Source organism: Halosolutus gelatinilyticus (assembly GCF_023028105.1).
Taxonomy (GTDB): Archaea; Halobacteriota; Halobacteria; order Halobacteriales; family Natrialbaceae; genus Halosolutus; species Halosolutus gelatinilyticus.
Genome location: NZ_CP095491.1, coordinates 1,426,214 through 1,448,224, shown reverse-complemented (window position 1 = coordinate 1,448,224; position 22,011 = coordinate 1,426,214). Strand labels below are relative to the sequence as shown.

Genomic DNA, 22,011 nt, shown 5'->3' with positions numbered 1-22,011 from the left:
CGGCCGGCCGCTCTCACCCGCGGCCGACCGGTCGAGGAGAACGCACGGTGAGCGCGGCCTCGGTTGCCGACGACGACTCAATCGGCCCATGAGGGCGTCGAGGTCGGTCCACGAATGCCGTATCCGACGCCGATCTGGAGGAGACACGCGATCGTCAGCAACGCGATAAACCCGATCGGCGGAATCCACCAGCCCCCGATCCCGACGACGAGGACGAGAGCAGCCGTTCCGAAGCGGTAGATCGACTGCACACCGGCGATCGGCCGCCGGCCGGCACACGAGAGCGTCGTCCGGTGAAGGAGGCCGAGGGAGAGGAGACACAGCGCGAGCGATCCGGCGAGGAGCCACCGTTCGGTCGGTGGTAACGGATCGGCGAGGCCGCCGGTGAACACGCCGAGTACGCCGACGCCGATCGCCGTGATTCCGATCGCGAACGGGAAGTGGACGTAGATCCACGCGAAGTACGTCCCCATTCGACCCTCCTCCCGGGCGGTCCGAAGCGCCGACTCGTCGTAGTTGTCGAAGTAGAGCCACCAGAGGCTGAACGCGATCACCGTGCTGCAAATTGCCATCAGAATCGTCGTCGGCGCCCACTCCTGGATCGAGATTCCGGCGACGACGCTGACGATGGTCTCGCCGAGGACGATGATCGTGAACAGGCCGAACCGTTCGGGGATGTGCGTCGGATGAACCGGGATATCGATGTGCTGACGACGGACGAGAATCGGCGTCGCGATGTCGATCGCGATTGCGACCCCCCACAGCCCGAAACGGTAGGGCGTCGGGACGAACACCGAGACGAGCCAGATGAGCGCGGCGATCGTGTAGCCGATACCCATCGGCGCCGTGAGCGAACGGACGTCAGGGAGGTGGCGGTGCGCCCGGAAGTATTTGAAAACGAGCACGCTTCGGACGAGCACGTACGCGAGCGCGAACCCTCGAGACGTCTCGCCGAGACCCCCGTGGACGTTGACGGCGAGGGCGATGACGCCGAACATTTCGACCGCCGTCAGGAGCCGGTATTCGACGTCGTCCGTGTCGAATCGCGTCGCGTAGAACGTCGAGCCGATCCACGCCCACCAGACGGGGACGAACAGCGCGACGAATCCGAGGACGCCGATCAACGTGTGATCGTCATGCAGCCGGTGAGCGAGTTGGGCGATGGCGACGACGAAGACCAGGTCGAAGAACAGTTCTAACCAGGTCGCGTGCCGATTGTCGTCCGTCGTACCGTCCGTTCGCAATTGTGGGGGGCGAAGCCGCGTCTCGGACATATCCTACGACTACGACGGCAGCCGTGATAGCGTAGTCTCTATCGTCTCCCGAACCGTCCGTTTAGACTGAATTCCGGACGGCTGATCGACGAGGAGTTCGATCGGTGACCCGGTGACGCGTTCCGAGTCGGCGCCGGCCGGTAGCGATTAGCGGGCGAAGAGCTCGGCTACCACGGGCGCGAGCGCGTCCGGCGCGATGTTGTGGGTCTGACCCGCCAGCGAACGGTATCGCGCATCGGGCAGGGCGTCCGCGACCGCCCGCGTCGCGTGACGCGCCCACGCCGGACTCTCCGTGCCGTCTATCGCGAGCGTCGGGACCGCGACGGACTCCAGCCGATCGGTCGGCAACGCCCCGTCCCCGACGACGGTGAGGTCGTAGACGAGCGTCGGCGCGGTCTCTTCGATCGCCGGCCACGTCGGTTCGTTTCGCATCTCGGCGACCGCGTCGGCGGGCATCCCGACGGCTTTCGTCAGAAATAGCTCGACCGCGTCGCCCCGGCGATCGTCCGAGAGGCGGTCCTCGACTCGCGCCGCGAGGTCCGCCGGCGGTCGGGGTCCGCCCTCGTCGACGCGGAAGGGCGGTTCGTACAGCGCCAGTTTCGAGATGTCGAGCCCGCGAGCCGCCGCCTCCAGTGCGAGGACCGCACCAGAGGACTTTCCGAAGACGAACGCCGATCCGCCCGCCTCCTCGACGAGCGCCTCGAGGTCTTCGACCTCCCGCTCGACCACGTACGATTCCGCGTCGCCGCTATCGCCTCGGCCGCGACGGTCGTAGGCGTAGACGGAGAACTGCGGTGCCAGGTGTGCGGCCAACGGTGCGCTCGCCGAGCGATCGGTGAGCGCGCCGCCGACCAGCAGTATCGGATCGCCCGCTCCCGTTCGTTCGAACGCGATGGTGGTTCCGTCTTCCGAACGCACGGTTCCCGCGCGAGTGCTGTGAGTGTCGCGTTTCGCCATGGTGTGTTCACTCCCGATCTCGGACGTCCCCGCGTGACACCGGCGCCGTCCGGTCCGTTACGTGGGCGTCTCACCGTCTAGAGACGGCTGGAGCCGGCATAAAGACGCGCCTGGCCGCCCGATCGCGAACGGATCGCTCGCGGATGCCGACCGCCGGCGTCCGTTCCCGATCGCGGGGACTCGGTATCCGAACGGATTCCAGCGGGTATCGCGATCGCGACCGGTTGCGAGGGCGACCAGTTGGGGGCGAGTGAAAGTGGTTCGACGAACTCGGTACCGGTCGATTTCGGCCATCTCTGGGCCCGTGGGGACCACTTTCGCGCCGCTCTTGGCGCGAGTATATACGCTCGAGAAGCGTACGAAATAGGGAGGAGAACGCTATGACTACTCGAACCCTGACCGAACACATGACCGCAGGGTTCGTCGATCGCGATCGACGGACCGAATCCGACGAGGCGAGCCGATGACCGAACACGATTCGCGGAAGCGCACCGTCGACCTCGCAGGATCCTCGACCCTCGAGGGTCCGGCGTCGACGAACCGGGGCGACGCGGATTCCGCGGCGATGGTCGGCGATCGCACCCCGTCCGAGGGCTCGGCGATCGCCGCGCGCAGCGACCGAGATGGGGCGCTCGCGATCGAAACCGAGGGGCTCGTCAAGCACTTCGGGGACACGAAAGCCGTCGACGGAGTCGATCTGACCGTTCCCGCGGGCGGCATCTACGGCCTGCTAGGGCCGAACGGCGCCGGCAAGACGACGATGATTCGCATGCTCGCGACGCTGCTGCGGCCCGATGCGGGGACGGCCCGCGTGTTCGGTCGCGACGTGGTGGCCGACGCCGACGCGGTGCGCGGTCGAGTGAGCATGACCGGTCAGTTCGCGTCGGTGGACGAGGACCTCACCGGTCGCGAGAACCTCGTCCTACTCGCACGACTGCTCGGCTACTCGCGACGGGACGCCAAAGCGCGGACGGCGGAGCTCCTCGACGCCTTCGGGTTGACCGAGGCGGCGACGCGGCAGGTGAAGACGTACTCGGGCGGGATGCGCCGTCGCCTCGACATCGCCGCGAGCATCGTCGTCACCCCGGAGCTGCTGTTCCTCGATGAGCCGACTACCGGCCTCGACCCGCGGAATCGATCCCAGGTCTGGGAGATCATTCGAGCGCTCGTCGCCAACGGGACGACGGTGTTGCTGACCACGCAGTACCTGGAAGAGGCCGATCAGCTGGCCGATCGGATCGCCGTCATCGACGACGGGCGGATCGTCGCCGAGGGGACGCCGGGCGAGCTCAAGGCCTCGATCGGCTCGGGCGTGTTGAACGTCCGCGTGCGCGATCCGGACCAGCGCGAGGAGGCCGGACGAGCGTTGACTCGGATCCTCGATGCGCCGGTCGATTTCGAGTCGGACCCGGCGGCGCTGTCGGCCCGCGTGGCCGACACCGATCGCATCGCCCACGCGTTCGTGGAGCTGTCCCGAGCCGACATCGCGGTCACCGACTTCTCGCTCGGCCAGCCCAGCCTCGATGAGGTGTTCCTCTCGCTGACCGAGCGCGACGATCGCACTGAGGGGATCGAGCGCGACGAAGCGATCGCCGAGGAGGGATCCCGATGACGTCCGAAAACGGCGCCGCCGAGCCCGACGCGGAGACTATTCGATCGGCGGTGTCGAACCAGCCGCGGCCGCCGCGACCGAGCGCCGTCTCCGCGTCGCTCACGTTCGGCTGGCGGGCGCTGCTGAAGATCAAGCACGTCCCCGAGCAGCTGTTCGACGTCACCGTCTTCCCGATCATGTTCCTGCTGCTGTTCACCTACCTGTTCGGCGGCGCGCTGGCCGGCTCGACGAGCGCGTACCTGCAGGACCTCCTTCCCGGAATCCTGGCCATGACGGTCGTCTTCATCACCATCTACACCGGGATCACCCTGAACGACGACGTGGACGAGGGGGTCTTCGACCGGTTCCGGACGCTCCCGGTCTGGCAACCCGCGGTCATCGTCGGTGCCCTGCTCGGCGACGCCGTGCGGTACACGATGGCCTCGACGATCGTCATCGTCCTCGGGTTGGTGCTCGGCTTCCGGCCGGACGGCGGGGCCGTCGGCGTGCTGTCGGCGGTGGCGCTCCTGCTGGTGTTCTCCTTTAGCCTCTCGTGGATCTGGACCGCCCTCGGGTTCGTGATGCGGAGTCCCGAATCGCTCATGGCCTCGAGCATGATGATCCTGTTCCCGCTAACGTTCGTCAGCAACGTCTTCGTCGATCCGCGGACGATGCCGTGGTGGCTCGAGGCGTTCGTCGACGTCAACCCCGTTAGTCACCTCGTTACGGCGATGCGCGGATTGATGCACGGGACCGCGACGACCGGCGAAGTTGGGATCGTGCTGCTCATGTCCGCGGTGCTCGTCGCGGTGTTCGCTCCCGTCACGATGTACCTCTTCCGCAATCAGACGTAGGGATCGATCCCACCCGTCGAATCGAAACGCGATCGCCGGGCTCCGTCTTCGGTACCGTTTTCGACGGGTGTCCTCCATCCGCGGCGAGGCGCACCTTCACGCCGCCCGAACGTCCTTCCGCAAGAACTCGGCGGTGAACGACCCCTCTTCGTCGAGCAGCTGTCGCGGCGTCCCTTCGAAGACGACGGTGCCGCCGCGCCTGCCGCCATCCGGCCCGACGTCGATGACCCAATCGGCGTTCTTTACGATCTCGAGGTTGTGTTCGATCACGACCACCGTGTTCCCCTCGTCCACCAGTCGGTTCAGAATCGAGAGCATTCGCTCCAGGTCGGCCATGTGGAGGCCGGTGGTCGGCTCGTCCAGCACGTAGACGCTTCCGGACTTGTGCAACTCGCTCGAGAGTTTGATCCGCTGGCACTCGCCGCCCGAGAGCGTCGGGAGCGACTGGCCCAACGTGAGGTAGCCGACGCCGACGTCCTCGAGCGCCTCGAGGGTCCGTCGGAGCGACGACCGCTCGAAAAAGTCCAGGGCTTCGCTTACCGTCATGTCCAGTACGTCACTGATCGATTTTCCGCGGACGGTGTACCGGAGGACGTCGTCTCTGTACCGCCTCCCGTCGCAGACTTCGCACGGCGATTTCACCGGGTCCATGAACGCCAGGTCGGTGTAGTTGAATCCGTGCCCTTCGCACTCCGGACACGCCCCGTCCGAATTGAAACTGAACAGCGACGTACTGACGCCGTTGGCCTGCGCGAACTGATCGCGAATGTCGTCCATCAAGCCGGTGTACGTGGCGAGAACCGATCGGATCGACGTGCTCACCGCCGACTGATCGATGCTGATCGCGTCGGGGTGCGCCTCGAGGAACACGTCGGTGAGCGTGCTCTTTCCGGCTCCCGCGACGCCCGTCACGACGGTGAGAACGCCCGTTGGGATGTCGACGGTGACGTTTCGGAGGTTGTGTCGCGACGCGTCGGCGACGATCAGCCGGCCGGTTGGCCGACGGAACTCGGATTTCACCGGCCGATCTCGACTCAGGTGTCGTCCCGTCAGCGTGTCGGCTTCGTACAACCCGTCCACCCCCCCTTGGTAGACGATCTCCCCGCCGTTCTCTCCCGCTTCGGGGCCGATGTCTATGACGTGATCCGCGATCTCGATCACGTCGGGATCGTGTTCGACGACGAGCACCGTGTTCCCGGCGTCCCGTAACTCCCGGAGCAGTTCGTTCAGCCCGTGAACGTCGCGCGGGTGCAACCCGATGGTCGGTTCGTCGAAAATGTACGTCATGTCCGTGAGGCTACTGTTGAGGTGTTTCACCATCTTGATCCGCTGCGCTTCGCCGCCGGAGAGCGTGGGCGTTTCCCGATCGAGGCTGAGATAGCCGAGGCCGACCGTGACGAGGTTCTCCAGTCGGTCGACCAGTTCCGAGACGATCGGTTCGGCGGCCGGCTCGTCGATACCGGGTACCACTTCCAGGAGATCCGTGACGTTCATCGCGGCGAGTTCCGCGATGTTGTAGCCGTCGATCTCGCTCCGCAGGGCGTCTCGATTGAGCCTCGCTCCCTCACACGCCGGGCAGGTGCCTCGAGACGTGACGCGGTCTACGGACTCGCGGGTGCGCTCGCCCAACGAACTGATGTCCCGCTCGATGTAGAGCCGCGTGAACTTGTCGACGAGCCCCTCGTAATTGAGCTCGATCGAGTCGTTCGGGTGATCGACGGACGTGTCGCCGTGAAGGAGCAGTTCCCACTCCGACTCCGTGTACTCGGCGAGCGTCTTGTCGCCGTCGAAGAGACCGGCTTCGACGTACGTCTTCCACTGGTGCTTGAACGGCGGGAACCGGATCGCGCCGTCGTCGAGCGACGCGGACGTGTCGAGGAGTTGCTCCACGTCGAGGGTCATCGTTTCTCCCAACCCGTCGCAAGTAGGGCACATCCCTTCGGGGACGTTGAACGAAAAGGCGTCCGAGTAGCCGACCTGGGGCTCGCCGACGCGCGAGTACAGGAGCCTGAGCAGCGAGTAGATGTCGGTGAAGGTGCCGACCGTCGATCGCGCGTTGCCGCTGATCGGTTTCTGATTGACGATAACCGCGGCCGAGAGGTTCTCGATGGAGTCTGCGTCCGGCTGGCCGTACCTCGGCAGAAAATTTTGCACGAACGTCGAGAACATCTCGTTCAGCTGTCGCTGCGACTCCGCGGCGATCGTATCGAAGACGAGCGACGACTTTCCCGCCCCCGAGACGCCCGTAAAGACGGTGATCTGGCGCTTCGGAATTTCGAGCGAAATATCTTTGAGATTGTTCTCTCGGACCCGCGTCAGTTCGATGCGATCGGATTGTAGTGTATCTATCATAATTGTCGATAGCGGCCGCTCGACGACGGCGATATTCCAGTCGGTTGGCGAACCGTGCAAACCCTCTTCGGCGGCGATCCAAATAATGTTTTCTATCGATCATGTTACGGCGCTACCATGGTAACGCGATGGCACAAAAATGGGGTTTTCACTGGTGTAATAAGGGGATATTCGGATCAAACAAATAATAGTAATATATCTGGTAATATTGGCGCCAAACGTCCGTCGATACCGATACCGGTCGACCGATATATAATATCTATTATGTATTAGGACGGGCCGTCTTCCGACGCTCGAGTCTGCGGACCGATCTCCGATCGTCCTCACCGCGCGGCGTCTCGTCACGTCACCGGCGCCTGACGTCGCGGAGCGGAGGGCAGCTGTCTCTCGGTGTTCACTCGACCGCGCCCTCGGACTCGTAGCGAGCCGCCCACGCGTAGAGAAATTGGAACGCGGGATCGAGCGCGTCGGCCTTCGGTGTGGGCGCGTACTCGACGCGCGGCGGGATCTCGTCGTACGATCGTCGGGAGACGAGGTCGGCGTCGACGAGTTCCGCCAGGCGCCGAGAGAGCACTTTCGGGGTGACGCCGATCGCCGCCTCGAGTTCCGAGAATCGCAGCGGTCGCCGCTCGCAGAAGAGCTGGTAGAGGATCGCCAGCGCGTGCGCGTTGCTCAACAGCTCGAGGAGTTCGCCGACCGTCTCGTTCAGTTCCTTCGGGGTGTCGTCGATGTGGGGCGCGTCGTCGAGCAGAGACAGGTGCTCCTCGACGACGGCGTGCGGATCGACGTCTCGGGAGGGCCCCGCCGCTCCCTCGGCCTTCGACGGGGTCGATTCATCGGACTCGGGTGGTTCCATAGGTCCGATAACGGCGGGACGGGGCAAATAGCTGCCTCGAGTTGCGCGTCGCTCGAGGGGACGACGTACGCGGTTGTGGCGCCGCGTGTGCCCGCGTCGGCACGGACCTCGGGCCGCTTTCCATGGGGATAGTCCCTTTCCTCTAAGAAACTCGACATCTTATCGTCGCGGGCGACCTACGACGTCGTGAACAACGATGACTCACGACTCGACTTCCACCGTCCTCGTCGCCGGGGCGACGGGTCGGACCGGCCGCGAAATCCTCCGCGAACTGACCGATGAGACCGCCGCGACCGCCGCAACCGACGCGTCGGTTCGCGTCCGGGCGATGACTCGATCGGCGGCGAACCGCGACTCGCTGCTCGCGGCCGGCGCCGACGAGGTCGTCGTCGGCGATCTGCTCGATCAAGCGGCCGCGCGAGCGGCTGTGGAGAACTGCGACGCCGCCCTGTTCGCCGCGGGGTTGACCCTGACGACCGGATTGCTCCGCCCCGGCCGCGTCGTCGACGGAACCGGCGTGCGCAACCTCGTCGAGGCCGCGGTCGACGCGGGCGTTCGGCGGTTCGTCCTCCAGAGCACGATCGGCGCCGGCGACTCCCGGCGGGGGATGCCGCTGTGGGCGCGCGCGGTCGTGCTCCGGTGGACGGTTCGCGAGAAAAACCGCGCCGAACGGGCGCTGGTCGAGTCGGGCCTCGAGTACGCGATCGTTCGGCCGGGGTGGTTAACCGACGAGCCGGCGACGAACGACGTCCTCGTCACTGAAAGCGGCGGGACCACAACGGGGTCGATCCCGCGAGCGGACGTCGCTCGCCTCCTGGTGGCGGCGCTCGACGCGCCGGCGACGACGAACCGAACGTTCGAGGTCGTCGCGGGGGCCGACGCCGAGAACGTGGACCCGCGTCGTCTCGTCGCGGCCGAGTGGGCCGGCGACACCACGACGCCCGTCGAGCGAGACGCCGGCCGAGCCGGAGGCGTCTGAGGCCGTGATCTCGACCGTTCTCTCGGAGGGTTTCGCCGTCCATCTGGTCGCGGCGTCGGCGGTCTTCGGCGGCGTCATGGCCGGATTCTTCTTCGCCTATTCGGCGAGCGTGGTCCCGGCGCTCGCGGTGCTTCCGGCGGACGCGTACGCCGCGGTGATGCAGCCGATCAACGAGCGGATTCGGAACTCGGCGTTCGGCGTCGCGTTCTTCGGCGCGATCGCGGTCCCGGCGGCCTGCGCGGCGGTCGTGGTCCTCCGCGGCGACTGGGCGGCGCAGTACGGCCGCCTGTTTCTCGCGGGCGTCGTCGTCTACGCGATCGGGACGATCGCCGTGACGGTGCTGGTCCACTTTCCGATGAACGACGCCATCGCCGCCTGGGATCCCGCGTCGCCGCCGAGCGATTGGGCCGCGACTCGGACGCGCTGGGCGCGGTGGAACCACGTTCGGACCGCGGCGGCGATCGTCTCGTTCGTCCTGTACGTCGGGGCGCTCGCATCGCTCGGTGGGTGACTTTCCGGTTCGAACGCGGCGCGCCGCTACACCGAGCCGGGATTCCCGTTGCGAACCGCGCTTCGGAATCTCGCGCTCCGGCGGCTGCGGCTCATCGACCGCGAGGTCTCCACCACGGCCTCAGGCAAGAAGTCGAAGCGATCGCGGTACCACGTCGCTCGTCCGCGACGTTCGAGGCGGTCCGTCGGGAGTCGATCTGTCGTGGCGACCTCGAACCCACTCCGAGGTCGGCGTTCCGGCGATGATCTCGAAACCGACGGTCATCGCTTACTGCGATCGCCAGGCCGCGTCTCTCGAGTCGACCCCGACCTCGGCCGGCGGGGCGTCGTCCGTTACGCCTCCACCAGTCGCGCGAGGTTTCCGAGCGAGTCGGTCCACCCCTCGTTCGCGTCGTCTCCGGAGATCGCCTCGGGGATGTCTTCCTGGACGACGGTCACCTCGGTCCCGCCGGGAACCGCCTCGAAAGTGACCGTGACCGTCATCTCGCCGGCCATCTCCGGATCGTCCGTTTCGAACTCGTCGGTGTAGACGATCCGCTCGCCCGGCGACAGCTCCAAGTAGGTGCCGTGAAACGACTGGGAGTAGGACTCGAACTCCTCGGTTTCGCCCGTGAACGTCATGCGGAACGTTCCGCCTTCCTCGGGCTCGAGTTCGTGAACCTCGGCTCGGAAGCCGGTCGGGGGCAACCATGCTGCGAGATCGTCGGGGTCGAGGAAGGCATCGTAGACCCTGTCGGGTGGCGCCTCGATCACGCGATTCACGGTCACGCTTCGGTCGGAATTCGCCGCGGCGGTCATCGCCGCTCCTCCTCCTCGGACGCGGTCAGCAGTTCGGCGAGTTGCTCGATCGTCTCGATCGCTCCGTCTTCGCCGCCGGTCTCGAGCATCCCGTCGCGGTCTTCGGTCGACTGATAGACCGCCTCCAGGGTCAGCTTCGTTCCACCGTCGACCGACTCGAACGCCGCCGTTTCGAGGGCGATGTGTCCGGGCATTCCCTCGTACTCGAAGGTCTGTACGAGTCGCTCGGGCGGAGTGATCTCGTGGTAGACGCCGTGAAACGCGTGCTCGCCGCCGTCCGGCTCGCGGTTGCTGAACCGCCATCTGCCGCCGCGGCGAACCTCCATCTCGTCGACTGTTGTCGTGTACCTCCGCGGGGCCCACCACTCCGGGATGAGGTCCGGATCCGTGTACGCTTCGAACACGCGTTCGCGCGGCGCGTCGAATACGCGGGTGATGACGATCGATTGGTCGTCCGGGTCGGCGGTTACGGTCGTTTCGTTCGGTCCGCGGTCCATTCCGCTCTGTGGGTCTGCTGTCATCGGTCTTCGGTCTCCAGATGGTCTGCGAGCGCGTCGAATCGATCGTCCCAGAAGACGCGGTACCGGGTCAACCAGCCAAACGCCTCGCTCAGCGGCGCGGCGTCCAGGTAGCAACGGCGGATACGGCCGTCCTTCTCGACTTCGATGAGCCCCGCATCCTCGAGCACTTGCAGGTGTTTCGACACCGCGGCCAGGGACACGTCGTGGGGTTCGGCCAGCTCGCCGACGCTCGCGGGGCCGGCGGCCAGCTGCTCGACGAGCGCCCGTCGCGTCGGATGGGCCAGCGCTCCGAAGATCGCGTCGAGGTCCGGTTCGTTCGACTGTCGTTCGACCATCCGATCGAACAGACGCGCCGCAATTATTTAACCATGTAGTTGAATTCCCGTGAATGACCGCGAAACGGGACGATACGGTGTTTTCGAGCGATCGATGCGGACGACTCCGGCCGCTCTCGATCGACGGCAGGTGCTCGTTCTCGAGTGACGGCCACGTCGACGGCGTGGATCGGTCGAGATGGTCCCTGATCCGTTCAGCCGAGAACGTCGGCGAAGACACGCTTCTTCTCGCGGAACATCGGATGAGTAGTGAGTGCTCAGCCGGTCACGTCGGCGGTTCGGCCGTCAACCCCCGAGCGAGCGTCGTGATGAGCAGCTCCTGTACCCGCTCGTAGTAGCCGTCCTCGTACTCGTCGTAATCCTCCCGGTGGAGGGCGAGCAGTTCGACCGTTCCGAGCACGCCGAGAACCGTCACCGGATCGCTCTCCGCGAGTAACCCGTTGCTTCGCTCTTGCAGGGAGACGACGTGCGGAACGACTTCGGCGACGCTCTGCTGTTCGATCTCCGCGAGTCGCTCCGGCGACACGTCGTCGCGAAACATCCGGTAGTCGTCCTCGCGGAACAGTTGCTGAACGAGCGGGTTGTTCTCGACGAACTCCTTGTAGCACCAGCACAGCCGTTCGAATCCCTCTCGCGGATCCTCGATACCGTCCAGTTCGCTCTCGAGGGTCCCGATGAACTCGTTGGCCTCTTGCTGCATGATCTCCAGATAGAGCTCCGCTTTCGAGTCGAAGAAGAGGTAGAACGAACTCTTTGCGATGCCGACTGGCTCGGTGATGTCCGCGACGTTCGTCTTCTTTATTCCGTAGGTGAGGACTTTTTCGCGCCCAACTTCGAGGAGTTCTTCTCGAATCCGATCCCGCTCTTCGTCGCTGAATCCGTGCATGAGCCTCCTTGGCGGTGAAACTTCATAAATAAGATGGTCACCGGTCACAACCTCGTGAACGGAAAAGATATATGGTCACGAGGTCAAGATACGAGTATGGCCGTCATCGAAGTGGCCGACCTGACGAAGGACTACGGGAGCGTCCTCGGCGTCGATTCGCTGTCGTTCGAGGTCGAGGAGGGCGAGGTATTCGGTTTCCTGGGACCGAACGGGGCCGGCAAGACGACGACGATCCGCACGCTGCTCGGCTTGCTCGCGCCGACGTCCGGCACCGCAACTGTCCTCGGTGCCGACGTTCGCGACGAGGCCGCCCTGCTCGAGGCGAAACGTCGGGTCGGGTACCTGCCCGCGCACCTCGGATTCGACGAGGACGTCACCGGCGATCGCGTCCTCGACTACCACGCGTCGATCAAGGGTGACAGCCGCCGGGACGAACTCCTCGAGATCTTCACGCCGCCCGTCGATCGGCCGATCCGGGAGTATTCGACCGGGAACGAGCGGATGCTCGGGATCGTCCAGGCCTTCATGCACGACCCCGATCTCGTCATCATGGACGAGCCGACGTCGGGGCTCGACCCGCTCAAGCAGGAGGCGTTCAACGAGTTCATCAGGGCCGAGCGCGAGCGCGGGACGACGATCTTCTTCTCCTCGCACGTGCTGAGCGAGGTCCGGCGCATCTGCGATCGCGTCGGCATCCTCCGCGAGGGGCGACTCGTCGGCCTCGAGGACGTCGAGACGCTGCTCGATCAGGGCGGCAAACGCGTCCGCGTCCAGACGACCGACGAGGTCGGCGCGGCGCTCACCGACCTCGAAGGCGTCTTCGACGTCTCCACGTTCGCCGAGGGCGTCCAGTTCACCTACGCCGGCGACTACAACACGCTCCTCCGAGCGCTCGCGAGCCACGACGTCGTCGACGTCGAGATCAGCGAACCGGCGCTCGAGGACGTGTTCATGCACTACTACGGCGCGGACGGTCTCGAGGCGGCCGGCCAGGAGGTGACGACCGATGCTTGAGACCGCCCGGTACGAGGCAAGCCGCCGCGTTCGAGGAACGGTCGTCCTGACGGTCGCGCTGAGTCTCTACGTGGCCTTCATCGTCTGGTACTACACCGTCCTGGAGGGCGTCGATTACGACCAGATGCTCGAATCGATGCCGCCCGCGCTGATGGACGCGTTCGGCATCGAGACGATGGCGACGATCGAGGGCTTCCTCGGGTCGCAGATCTACAACTTCGTGTGGCTGCTCGCCCTGGGGCTGTACTTCGCGTACGTGGGCGGCGGGCTCATCGCGGACGACATCGAGAAGGATCGAATGGACCTGCTGCTCTCGTTCCCGGTCTCCCGGGCGCGGCTGCTCGCCGAGAAGGTCGCCTCGCTGCTGCTCCCGCTCGTCACGCTCAACGTCGTCATCGCCGTCGTCACCTACGCGCTGGTGCTCGCGATCGGCGAGACGATCGACCCGGTGGATCTCGCGTTGGTGCACCTGCTGTCGATCCCGTACCTGCTCGTCTGCGTGGCGATCGGCGTGGTGTGCTCGGTCCTCGTCGATCGGGCCGCCATCGCGGAGCGAGCCGCGCTCGGCGTCGTCTTCGCGCTCTTCCTCGTCGAGTCGGTGGTCGGCGGCGCGAGCGATTTCGAGTGGCTGCAGTACGTCAGCCCGACGTACTACTACGAGCCGACGCCGATGCTCATCAACGGCACGTACGACCTCGCCGACACCGGCGTCCTGCTCGCGCTCTTCGCGATCCTGCTGCTCGGCAGCCAGCTGCTCTTCCGGCGGCGGGACATCTGAGCGCCGCTCCAGCCGAAACAATAACGCCACCGCGCTCGAGACGGGGAGACGTGACACTCGCTGGCGCGTCGGCGACGGCTCCGGATCTCCTGCGACTCGTCGCCGTCCCCGTCTTCGCGTGGACCGCCGTTCGAGACGTCAAAACCAGACGGATTTCGAGCGCCGTCTGGATTCCGCTCGCCCTGCTCGGCGCCGTGGCGCTCGTCTGGGAGGGGTGGTTGGCCCGCCAGGCCGGGAGCCTCGCGTGGACCTACGACTTTCTGCTTCCGGCGGCGATCGGGCTGGGGTTCGTCGTCCCGATCGCGTACCTCTTCTGGTGGTTCGGCGGCTTCGGCGGCGCCGACGCGAAGGCGCTGCTCGTCGTCGCGCTCCTGTTCCCGACGTTTCCGCGGTACACCGTCGGTTCGTGGACGGTTCCCCTGACGAGCACCCCGATCGAGACGTTCTCGTTTACGATTCTGACCAACGCCGTGCTCGTCGGCCTCGCGATTCCGATCGCCCTCGCGATCCGCAACGCCGCCGCCGGCCGCATCGCCCCCGTCATGTTCGTCGGCTGGCCCGTCCGGTGGGACCGGACTGCCGAGACCCACGGGGCGCTCCTCTCGACGCCGACGGGGCTCTCTCGCGGCGGGCTCGATCTCGACGCGCTGCGGATGTACCTCCGCTGGCGCGGGCTGACGCTCGCCGCCCTCCGCGCGGACCCCGATCGGTACCGGGACCCGGCGACGCTGCCCGCGGAGCCGAACCCGCCGACCGACGGGGCCGTCGCCGTCGGTCCGAACGTGCGGGGCGTCGACGAGCCGGACGCCCGAAGCGACGGCGGCGCGGACCTCGACTCGACGGCGGCCGCCGCGGTCGGTCGCGATACCGACGCGGACGTGGCGACGAGCGAAGCCGACCGGACGATTGACGACCCCTGGGGCGCCGACGCGTTTCTGGACGATATCGACGGGACGGCGTACGGAACCACGCCCGACGAACTGCGCGAGGGGCTCGAGGTGCTCGCCGCACAGGAGATGGTCTGGATCTCGCCCGGAACGCCGTTTCTCGTTCCGGTGTTCGTCGGCCTGGTGATCGCGCTCGTCTACGGCGATCTGCTCGTCAGTGCGCTGCTGTAGTCCGACGGCTCCGGTTTCTCGCGATCTCGATGCCGGCCGCTTCCGGTACGGCTCGGTTAGAGCACCAGTCGTTCGTACAGCGGGACGATCGCCGTCCAGAACACGACGAACGCGGCTCCGACGCAGACGATCGCCAGCCACGGCGTCGGATCGGCGGGCGGAACGGTCGCGAGGGCAACGAACGTCCCGATAAACAGCAGGAAACAGAGCAGCGCGCTCCCGAGTTCGAGGACCGCGGCGATCGGCTGGGCGCGAAACCGCGCGACGAGTCCGGCGAGAGCCATACGCACCGCTCGCAGGCGATCGGCAAAAGGGTCACGGCACTTCGCTGACGTTACGTACAGTGGGTTATCTACGACGTTTGGAAACACTACGAAAGCCCTTGCCCCTTTCATCCCCGCCCGTACCGGCTGGTCGAGAAGCCACCGCGGGCGGGACTGAAAGGGGCTGGCGCCCTCGATGTGCAAGACGACGTAAGGACCGCAACGGAGTGAGGACCGCAGCGAGTCGCAGCCGCCGAGAGCGCCAGGGGCTTTCGTAGTGTCCGTACTCGCTACGCTTCTATCAGTACTCACCGAAGCGATCGACTCAGGCGCGCGATTCGATGTCGGCGGCGATCTCGTCGAGTTCGTCGTCCGCGAGGTCGGGTCGATCGCCGGCGATGGCGTGGATGGGGCCGCCGCCGTCGCCCTCGAATCGGGGGACGATGTGACAGTGGACGTGCGGGACCTCCTGGCCGGCCGCCTCGCCGTTGTTGAACGCGACGGTGGTCGCGTCGGCGTCGACGCTCTCCTCGACGGCGGGGACCAGCCGGTGAATCGTCGCGTACAGGTCCGCAGCGACACCCTCCGGAACGTCGTTCAGTCGCTCGTACTCGTCTTTCGGGACGACCAGCGTGTGTCCGGGCGCGAGCGGGTTCGCGTCCAGGAAGGCGACCGTCGTCTCGTCTTCGTACACGATTCGCGCGGGAATCTCTCCCTCGACGATCTGACTGAAGATCGTACTCATACGCGAGTGTCTATCGGCCCGCTGTAAGAAGCTTACTCGCGCCCGCTCCCGATGCCCCGACGGCGCCGGCCGTCGACTCGATCGGATTGAACTCGAGGAAAGTCACGAAAACTCTGATAAACTATCGAGAATTGGCGTGTACTGCCGGTGCGTTCAAGGGTATCCCGCCGTTCGAATCGAGTGCCCACTGACGGGCGACATCGCGCTGCACCTTCGACCGGACACCCCACCACCACCCACCCACCACGTCCGATCCTGCAGCACGATTACCGCGCACCCACCGTTCACCCATCGGTTTTTTTGCCGATCGATCGCCGGGTCGATAGCTCGCTCGCGCCGGACGCCGTCGATCGCGAGCGGCGCGCCGGGGACGATCGGAACGAGACGCGGCACTCGCGCCTACACCCGATCGGCCGCAGGCGTCGAACGGGTACGGAGGTCGTCGAGCGCGGTTCCGATCGCCGCGAGGTACTCGTCGGGCTCGTACCCCAGTCGGCCGATCCAGACGTCTTGGTACGACGGGTGGAGGATCGGCAGCAGCCACACCCCGAGTCCGTCGCAGGCGATCGGCTCGAGCACGCTGTCGATGAACCCCTCCAGATCGCGGTTTTCGGCCGCGAGCACGGTCTTCGTCGCGTGCTTTCCGGTCGCGAGGACGACGTCGGGATCGACGAGGTCGAGTTCCGCCAGCAGGTGGGTCCGGCAGTTCACGCGCTCCTCGCCCGTCGGTTCGCGGTTACTCGTCGGGTCGGCCGGATCCGGCGGGAAGCACTTCACGGCGTTCGTGTAGAACGCGTCGTCGCCGTAACCGACCCGCGCGAGCATGCGGCGGATCCGCCGGCCGGAGTGGCGCGAGGTGTAGGCTTTCCCAGTCCAGTTGCCGCCTCGCCACCGATCGGCCTCGGGGACTCCGTAACCGGGCGCTTCGCCCACGACGAGGACGCTCGCGTCGCGATCGCCAGTTCCCCACGAGATGCGCTCCCGGTGCTCCGCGAGGGCCGGACACCGCCGACAGTTGGGTTCGAGAACGGTGCGATCGGTCGGAAACGGGGGTTCTCCGTCGGAGGCGGGCACACCCGAACCCAGGGGGTCGGACGAATAAATGGGTGCGGTTCACGCGATCCGTCACCTATCCCGTGGATGCGGCGACGAGCGCGTTCGCGGGCACCTCGGTCCGAGAAGACGTCTCCGCCGGAACGAGGGCCGGAGCCGCGATCGCCGGCGCGTCAACACCAATGGATCGCGATCGAGGGGACAGATTTACCTTCTTTCGATGATTCGTGACTGGTAATGACATCGGAACTCCTGGCCGAATCACTCTCGCTGCTGGTCTACACTATCGTCGCCGGCCTTCTCACGGCCGGCGGCATCGTCGCGGAGTATTCGAGCCTCCAGCACCTCGGGGCGGGCGAGTCGATGGTCGCCCTCTGGCTCGCCGCGATCGGCTGCGTGATGCTCTATGCCGGCGCCTACAACCTCGGTTACAAGAAGCTCCTCGCGCAGTTCGTCTGAGCGGTTTCGACCCCACAGTTCCGCCGCGGTTCATCGGCCCCGGCGATCCGGTGAGAGCCCCCTCGATCCGATCGCCGGACCTGCAATATCGATTCCTCTTTACTGCCCCAGCCAGATACGCTACGTATGAGCAGGTTCGGCGAGGTCGACGACCAGTACGACCCCCACGCGCTCGAGCAACGGGTGTTCGACTACTGGGACGAGGTCGACGCCTACGAACAGACGGTCGAGCATCGATCGGACGGTGAATCGTTCTTCTTCGTCGACGGCCCGCCGTACACCTCCGGGGCCGCCCACATGGGGACCACCTGGAACAAGACCCTGAAGGACGCCTACATCCGCTTTCACCGAATGTGCGGCTACGACGTGACCGATCGACCGGGCTACGACATGCACGGCCTGCCGATCGAGACCCGGGTCGAGGAGCGCCTCGGCTTCGAGAACAAGAAGGACATCGAGGAGTTCGGCGAGGAGAACTTCATCCAAGAGTGCAAGGACTACGCCAACGAGCAACTCGAGGGCCTCCAGTCTGACTTCCGGGACTTCGGCGTCTGGATGGACTGGGAGAATCCGTACAAGACGCTCAGTCCCGAGTACATGGAGGCCGCCTGGTGGGGCTTCGCGAAGGCCGCCGAGCGCGGCCTCGTCGAGAAGGGGCACCGATCGATCTCGCAGTGTCCGCGCTGCGAAACGGCCATCGCGAACAACGAGGTCGAGTACGAGGACGTCGAGGACCCCTCGATCTACGTCACGTTCGATCTCGAAGACCGCGATGGCGCGATCGTCATCTGGACGACCACGCCGTGGACGATCCCCGCAAACACGTTCGTCGCCGTCGACGGGGAGGGCGACTACGTCGGCGTTCGCGCCGAGAAAGACGGCGAGGAGGAACTGCTGTACGTCGCCGAGGCCAAGCACGAGGAGGTCCTGCGGGAGGGCCGGTACGAGGACTACGAGGTGGTCGAGGAGCTGACCGGCGAGGATCTGATCGGCTGGTCGTACGAGCACCCGCTCGCCGAAGAGGTTCCCGACCGCGTCGACGCCGAGGGCGCCTTCGAGGTTTACGCGGCTGACTACGTCGAGACCGACGGCGACGGGACGGGCCTCGTCCACTCCGCGCCGGGTCACGGCGAGGAGGACTTCCTCCGCGGCCGCGAACTTGGCTTCCCGATCTTCTGTCCCGTCGGCAGCGACGGCGTCTACACCGAGGAGGCCGGCAAGTACGCTGGGCAGTTCGTCAAGGACGCCGACCCAGAGATCACCGCGGATCTCGAGGAGAACGGCGCGCTGCTCGCGTCGGGGACGGTCCACCACAGCTACGGCCACTGCTGGCGCTGCGATACGGGCATCATCCAGATCGTCACCGAGCAGTGGTTCATCACGATCACCGACGTCAAGGACGAGTTGTTGGAAAACATCGAGGATAGCGAGTGGCACCCCGAGTGGGCCCGCGACAACCGCTTCCACGACTTCGTCCAGGAGGCGCCCGACTGGAACGTCTCGCGACAGCGCTACTGGGGCATCCCGCTGCCGGTCTGGACCCCCGAGGACCGCGACGACGACGAGGACATGATCGTCGTCGGCACGCGCGAGGAACTGGCCGAGCGGGTCGACCAGGACGTCGACCCCGAGGAGGTCGATCTCCACAAGGACACGGTCGACGACCTCACGATCACCGAGGACGGCACCACATACACGCGCGTTCCCGACGTGTTCGACGTCTGGCTCGACTCCTCCGTGGCGTCGTGGGGAACCCTCGACTACCCCGAAGACGACAGCCGGTTCGACGAACTCTGGCCCGCGGACCTCATCATCGAGGCCCACGACCAGACCCGCGGCTGGTTCTGGTCACAACTCGGCATGGGAACCGCCGCGGTCGGCGAGATCCCCTACGAGACCGTCCTCATGCACGGCTTCGCACAGATGCCCGACGGCCGCGCGATGTCCAAGTCCAAGGACATCCTGGTCGACCCCCACGAGGCGATCGATCGCCACGGTCGGGACGTGATGCGCATGTTCTTGCTGTCGAACAACCCGCAGGGCGACGACATGCGCTTCTCCTGGGAGGGGATGCAGACGATGGAGAATCACCTGCGGACGCTGTGGAACGTCTTCCGATTCCCGCTGCCGTACATGCGGCTGGACGGCTTCGAGCCGGGCATTGCGACTCCGTCGCAACGGGACGGAGGTAGCGCGGAACGCCGTTCCGCGGACAGTCGAGCGGCAAAGCCGCGAGACGACGGTGAAACCGCCGGGGTGACGCTGGAGGACGTTGATGACGACCTCGAACTCGTCGACGAGTGGGTGCTGGCCCGACTGCAGTCCACGAAGGCCGAGATGACCGAGCACTTCGAGGACTACCGCCAGGACCGCGCGCTCGACGCCCTGCTCGAGTTCGTCGTCGAGGACGTCTCCCGGTTCTACGTGCAGGCCGTCCGCGAACGGATGTGGGAGGAGGAAGACAGCGCGTCCAAACGGGCCGCGTACGCCACGATCTACCACGTGCTCCGCGAGAGCGTCGTCCTGCTCGCGCCGTACGCGCCGTTCGTCAGCGACGAGATCTACGGGACGCTGACCGGCGACGCCGGGTTCGACACCGTCCACATGTGCGACTGGCCCGCGATCGACGAGTACTGGGCGGACGAACAACTCGAGGAGGACGTCGCCTTCCTGCGCGCGATCGAGGAGGCCGGCGCGAACGCCCGCCAGCAGGCCGGCCGGAAGCTTCGTTGGCCCGTCCCGCGGGTCGTCGTCGCGGCCGACGACGATCGGGTCGTCGAAGCGGTCGAGCGCCACGGCGACCTGCTCGCCGATCGACTCAACGCGCGCGAGGTCGAACTCGTCAGACCCGACGAGCGCTGGGGCGAACTCCGGTACAGCGCCGAGGCCGACATGAGCGAACTCGGGCCGGCGTTCGGCGATCGCGCCGGACGGGTCATGAACGCGCTCAACGAGGCCCGCATCGAGGAACCCGCGGTGGAGGCGATCGAGGACGCCGTCGCCGACGTCCTGGAGGACGACGAGGAGATCACCGAGGAGATGATCTCCTTTGTCAGCCAGACGCCCGAGGACGTCGCCGGCACCGCGTTCGGACTCAACGGCGACGATCGCGGCGTCGTCTACGTCGACGCCTCGCTGACCGAGGACATCGAGAGCGAGGGCTACGCCCGCGAGGTCATCCGCCGCGTCCAGGAGATGCGCAAGGACCTCGATCTCGACGTCGAGGAACGGATCGCACTCGAACTCGAGATCGACGACGATCGCGTCGCCGACCTGGTCGCCGATCGCGAATCCCTTATCCGCGAGGAAGTTCGCGCCGACGAACTTCGAAGCGTCGAGGACGGCCACCGCAAGGAGTGGGAGGTCGAGGGCGTCGAGATGGTGATCGCGATCGAGCCGCTGGCGGCCGCCGAAGCGTCCGACTAGCGATCGCCGATCGAGCTCAGTTCTCGCCGTTGCTGGCGTCGCTATCGCCACCGACCTCGTCTGCCGCTTCGCCGTTCTTTTCGCTGTCCGTGCCGTCTTTGTCGCCTTCCGCGCCATCTATGGTGTCCTCGTCGCCGTCGGATTCGTCGTCCTCGTCTTTCGAGCCCTTCGTTTCGTCTTCAGCACCGTCTTCGCCATCTTCCGCCACTTCGTCAACGTCGACGTCCGCGCCGTTGATGCCGCTTTTCGAGATCACGGGTTTCAGGTTGTACCCGTTGTTCTTTCCCCGTTTGACCACGTTGATGTCGAACACGAACTCGATGGGTTCGCCGGCGCGAATCTCGAAGGGGTTGGTGAGTTGGAGCTTCTCGCTGGGGACGTTCACGTCCACTGCGTCGCCGTCGACGATCCCTTCGACGTCCGCGACGTGGAGTTCGATCTTCCGGTACCGACCGTCCGACAGTTCGCCCTCGAAGACGCCGCTCGCCTTGTCGCCGACGACCTGCGTGAGGTCGACCGTCGCGCCGTCGAGATCGAGGATGTAGAACCCCCGCTTTCGTTCGACACCGTCGGCAGGGTCGTCGGTTTCGTCCGCGTCCTCGGTTTCGTCCGTCGTCTCTTCGGTTCCGCCCCCCTCGCTCTCGTTCTCGTTTCCGTCGGCGTTCGCCCCGTCTTCGGCACTGTCCCCATCGGTCGACTGCTCCTCGGCGTCCGCCCGTTCTTCCCCGTCCGCTCGCTCGTCGTCCGTCTGTTCGCTCTCGTCGGTCTCGTCCTCGCCCTCGTTTCCGCCGTCGAAGATACGGGCCTTGTCGAAGGTGACGTCCAGCCTGTCGAAATCCCCGATATCGGCCGGCATGTCGCTGATGAGCAGCCGGAAATTCGAACCAGCGGCATTCGCATCGCCCGCATCGTCCGCGCTGTCCGCCCCGTCCGTGCCGTCATCGCTTTCCGCCGCCGGCGAGCGATCCGACGTACACCCGGCGAGCATCGTCGCGCCGACGCCGCTGCCGGCGGCGATGAACGTCCGCCGATCGACGGCTGGCCCGAACCGATCGCCGTTTCGGCTACGATCGCGAGTCGACTGCTGGTTCGTCATGGTCGTCACGTCGGCCGGAGGGACAGTAAGGATCGCCGATCGTTCTTCCGCTCAGAACTGTTCAAAACGATTTTGAACGGGGGTCGCGCCTCGAGACGATCGCTACGACGGTCGTTCGTTGGACGGGAATGCCACAAAAGACTTGA

Annotated in this window: 21 protein-coding genes and 1 pseudogene; 10 read left to right on the top strand and 12 right to left on the bottom strand. The window is 65.9% G+C overall.

Annotation, left to right across the window (positions count from 1 at the left end; all coding sequences use genetic code 11):
* Positions 1 to 77: 77 nt before the first annotated feature.
* A complete protein-coding gene (locus MUH00_RS07230) occupies positions 78 to 1,274 on the bottom strand; it encodes a low temperature requirement protein A (RefSeq protein ID WP_247003423.1) in 1,197 nt (398 codons plus the stop codon).
* A 147-nt stretch (positions 1,275 to 1,421) separates the two neighbouring features.
* On the bottom strand, positions 1,422 to 2,231 hold the full coding sequence (locus MUH00_RS07225) for an alpha/beta fold hydrolase (RefSeq protein ID WP_247003422.1): 810 nt from the start codon (positions 2,229 to 2,231) through the stop codon (positions 1,422 to 1,424).
* A 463-nt stretch (positions 2,232 to 2,694) separates the two neighbouring features.
* On the opposite strand from MUH00_RS07225, the gene MUH00_RS07220 reads away from it, so the two are divergent.
* Positions 2,695 to 3,843 (top strand): ATP-binding cassette domain-containing protein, encoded by a 1,149-nt coding sequence (locus MUH00_RS07220; RefSeq protein ID WP_247003421.1) that lies wholly within the window; start codon positions 2,695 to 2,697, stop codon positions 3,841 to 3,843.
* Positions 3,840 to 4,676, top strand: a complete 837-nt coding sequence (locus tag MUH00_RS07215; RefSeq protein ID WP_247003420.1) for an ABC transporter permease — start codon at positions 3,840 to 3,842, stop codon at positions 4,674 to 4,676. Before MUH00_RS07220 ends, MUH00_RS07215 begins: the two co-directional genes overlap by 4 nt.
* 96 nt (positions 4,677 to 4,772) lie before the next feature.
* Here MUH00_RS07215 and MUH00_RS07210 read toward each other — a convergent pair whose 3' ends face one another.
* Positions 4,773 to 7,028 carry an ATP-binding cassette domain-containing protein gene (locus tag MUH00_RS07210; RefSeq protein ID WP_247003419.1) on the bottom strand — a complete coding sequence of 752 codons (2,256 nt, stop codon included), beginning with the start codon at positions 7,026 to 7,028 and terminating at the stop codon, positions 4,773 to 4,775.
* Positions 7,029 to 7,422: 394 nt separating this feature from the next.
* A complete protein-coding gene (locus MUH00_RS07205) occupies positions 7,423 to 7,884 on the bottom strand; it encodes a winged helix-turn-helix transcriptional regulator (RefSeq protein WP_247003418.1) in 462 nt (153 codons plus the stop codon).
* A gap of 196 nt (positions 7,885 to 8,080) precedes the next feature.
* Between MUH00_RS07205 and MUH00_RS07200 the strand changes: the two genes are divergently transcribed.
* The 3 genes and pseudogenes from MUH00_RS07200 to MUH00_RS23140 form a co-directional block, all read left to right on the top strand.
* Positions 8,081 to 8,863 carry an SDR family oxidoreductase gene (locus MUH00_RS07200; protein WP_247003417.1) on the top strand — a complete coding sequence of 261 codons (783 nt, stop codon included), beginning with the start codon at positions 8,081 to 8,083 and terminating at the stop codon, positions 8,861 to 8,863.
* A gap of 4 nt (positions 8,864 to 8,867) precedes the next feature.
* Positions 8,868 to 9,374: an anthrone oxygenase family protein gene (locus tag MUH00_RS07195; protein ID WP_247003416.1), complete on the top strand. Its 507-nt coding sequence runs from the start codon at positions 8,868 to 8,870 to the stop codon at positions 9,372 to 9,374.
* A gap of 9 nt (positions 9,375 to 9,383) precedes the next feature.
* Positions 9,384 to 9,533, top strand: a pseudogene (locus MUH00_RS23140) (ATP-binding protein); the annotation flags it as partial.
* Positions 9,534 to 9,706: 173 nt separating this feature from the next.
* Here the strand turns inward: MUH00_RS23140 and MUH00_RS07190 are convergent.
* The 4 genes from MUH00_RS07190 to MUH00_RS07175 all read right to left on the bottom strand — a co-directional run bounded on the left by MUH00_RS07190 (position 9,707) and on the right by MUH00_RS07175 (position 11,913).
* The gene (locus tag MUH00_RS07190) at positions 9,707 to 10,171 is read right to left on the bottom strand and encodes an SRPBCC domain-containing protein (RefSeq protein WP_247003415.1); all 465 of its coding nucleotides are present in this window, start codon (positions 10,169 to 10,171) and stop codon (positions 9,707 to 9,709) included.
* Positions 10,168 to 10,692 carry an SRPBCC family protein gene (locus MUH00_RS07185; RefSeq protein ID WP_247003414.1) on the bottom strand — a complete coding sequence of 175 codons (525 nt, stop codon included), beginning with the start codon at positions 10,690 to 10,692 and terminating at the stop codon, positions 10,168 to 10,170. Before MUH00_RS07185 ends, MUH00_RS07190 begins: the two co-directional genes overlap by 4 nt.
* The gene (locus tag MUH00_RS07180) at positions 10,689 to 11,027 is read right to left on the bottom strand and encodes an ArsR/SmtB family transcription factor (RefSeq protein ID WP_247003413.1); all 339 of its coding nucleotides are present in this window, start codon (positions 11,025 to 11,027) and stop codon (positions 10,689 to 10,691) included. Before MUH00_RS07180 ends, MUH00_RS07185 begins: the two co-directional genes overlap by 4 nt.
* Before the next feature lie 265 nt (positions 11,028 to 11,292).
* Positions 11,293 to 11,913: a TetR/AcrR family transcriptional regulator gene (locus MUH00_RS07175; RefSeq protein WP_247003412.1), complete on the bottom strand. Its 621-nt coding sequence runs from the start codon at positions 11,911 to 11,913 to the stop codon at positions 11,293 to 11,295.
* Between the two features lie 96 nt (positions 11,914 to 12,009).
* Here MUH00_RS07175 and MUH00_RS07170 point away from each other — a divergent pair, with 96 nt between their 5' ends.
* Genes MUH00_RS07170 through MUH00_RS07160 form a run of 3 tightly spaced genes read left to right on the top strand, consistent with a single transcriptional unit; the run spans position 12,010 to position 14,823 of the window.
* Entirely contained in the window at positions 12,010 to 12,927 is a 918-nt protein-coding gene (locus tag MUH00_RS07170) for an ABC transporter ATP-binding protein (protein WP_247003411.1), read from the top strand.
* Positions 12,920 to 13,705, top strand: coding sequence for an ABC transporter permease (locus MUH00_RS07165; protein WP_247003410.1), 786 nt, complete (start codon positions 12,920 to 12,922; stop codon positions 13,703 to 13,705). Before MUH00_RS07170 ends, MUH00_RS07165 begins: the two co-directional genes overlap by 8 nt.
* A 50-nt stretch (positions 13,706 to 13,755) precedes the next feature.
* Positions 13,756 to 14,823, top strand: coding sequence for an A24 family peptidase (locus tag MUH00_RS07160; RefSeq protein ID WP_247003409.1), 1,068 nt, complete (start codon positions 13,756 to 13,758; stop codon positions 14,821 to 14,823).
* 56 nt (positions 14,824 to 14,879) lie between these two features.
* Here MUH00_RS07160 and MUH00_RS07155 read toward each other — a convergent pair whose 3' ends face one another.
* The 3 genes from MUH00_RS07155 to MUH00_RS07145 form a co-directional block, all read right to left on the bottom strand.
* Complete coding sequence (locus MUH00_RS07155) at positions 14,880 to 15,107, bottom strand: hypothetical protein (RefSeq protein ID WP_247003408.1); 228 nt, start codon at positions 15,105 to 15,107, stop codon at positions 14,880 to 14,882.
* 304 nt (positions 15,108 to 15,411) lie between these two features.
* The gene (locus MUH00_RS07150) at positions 15,412 to 15,831 is read right to left on the bottom strand and encodes an HIT family protein (protein ID WP_247003407.1); all 420 of its coding nucleotides are present in this window, start codon (positions 15,829 to 15,831) and stop codon (positions 15,412 to 15,414) included.
* Between the two features lie 399 nt (positions 15,832 to 16,230).
* Complete coding sequence (locus MUH00_RS07145) at positions 16,231 to 16,905, bottom strand: uracil-DNA glycosylase (RefSeq protein ID WP_247003406.1); 675 nt, start codon at positions 16,903 to 16,905, stop codon at positions 16,231 to 16,233.
* 216 nt (positions 16,906 to 17,121) lie between these two features.
* Here MUH00_RS07145 and MUH00_RS07140 point away from each other — a divergent pair, with 216 nt between their 5' ends.
* Entirely contained in the window at positions 17,122 to 17,343 is a 222-nt protein-coding gene (locus tag MUH00_RS07140) for a DUF8151 family protein (protein WP_247003405.1), read from the top strand.
* Between the two features lie 126 nt (positions 17,344 to 17,469).
* The gene (gene ileS / locus MUH00_RS07135; RefSeq protein ID WP_247003404.1) at positions 17,470 to 20,769 is read left to right on the top strand and encodes an isoleucine--tRNA ligase; all 3,300 of its coding nucleotides are present in this window, start codon (positions 17,470 to 17,472) and stop codon (positions 20,767 to 20,769) included.
* Positions 20,770 to 20,785: 16 nt separating this feature from the next.
* On the opposite strand, the gene MUH00_RS07130 is transcribed toward ileS, so the two are convergent.
* Complete coding sequence (locus MUH00_RS07130) at positions 20,786 to 21,865, bottom strand: DUF4382 domain-containing protein (protein ID WP_247003403.1); 1,080 nt, start codon at positions 21,863 to 21,865, stop codon at positions 20,786 to 20,788.
* Positions 21,866 to 22,011 lie beyond the last annotated feature (146 nt).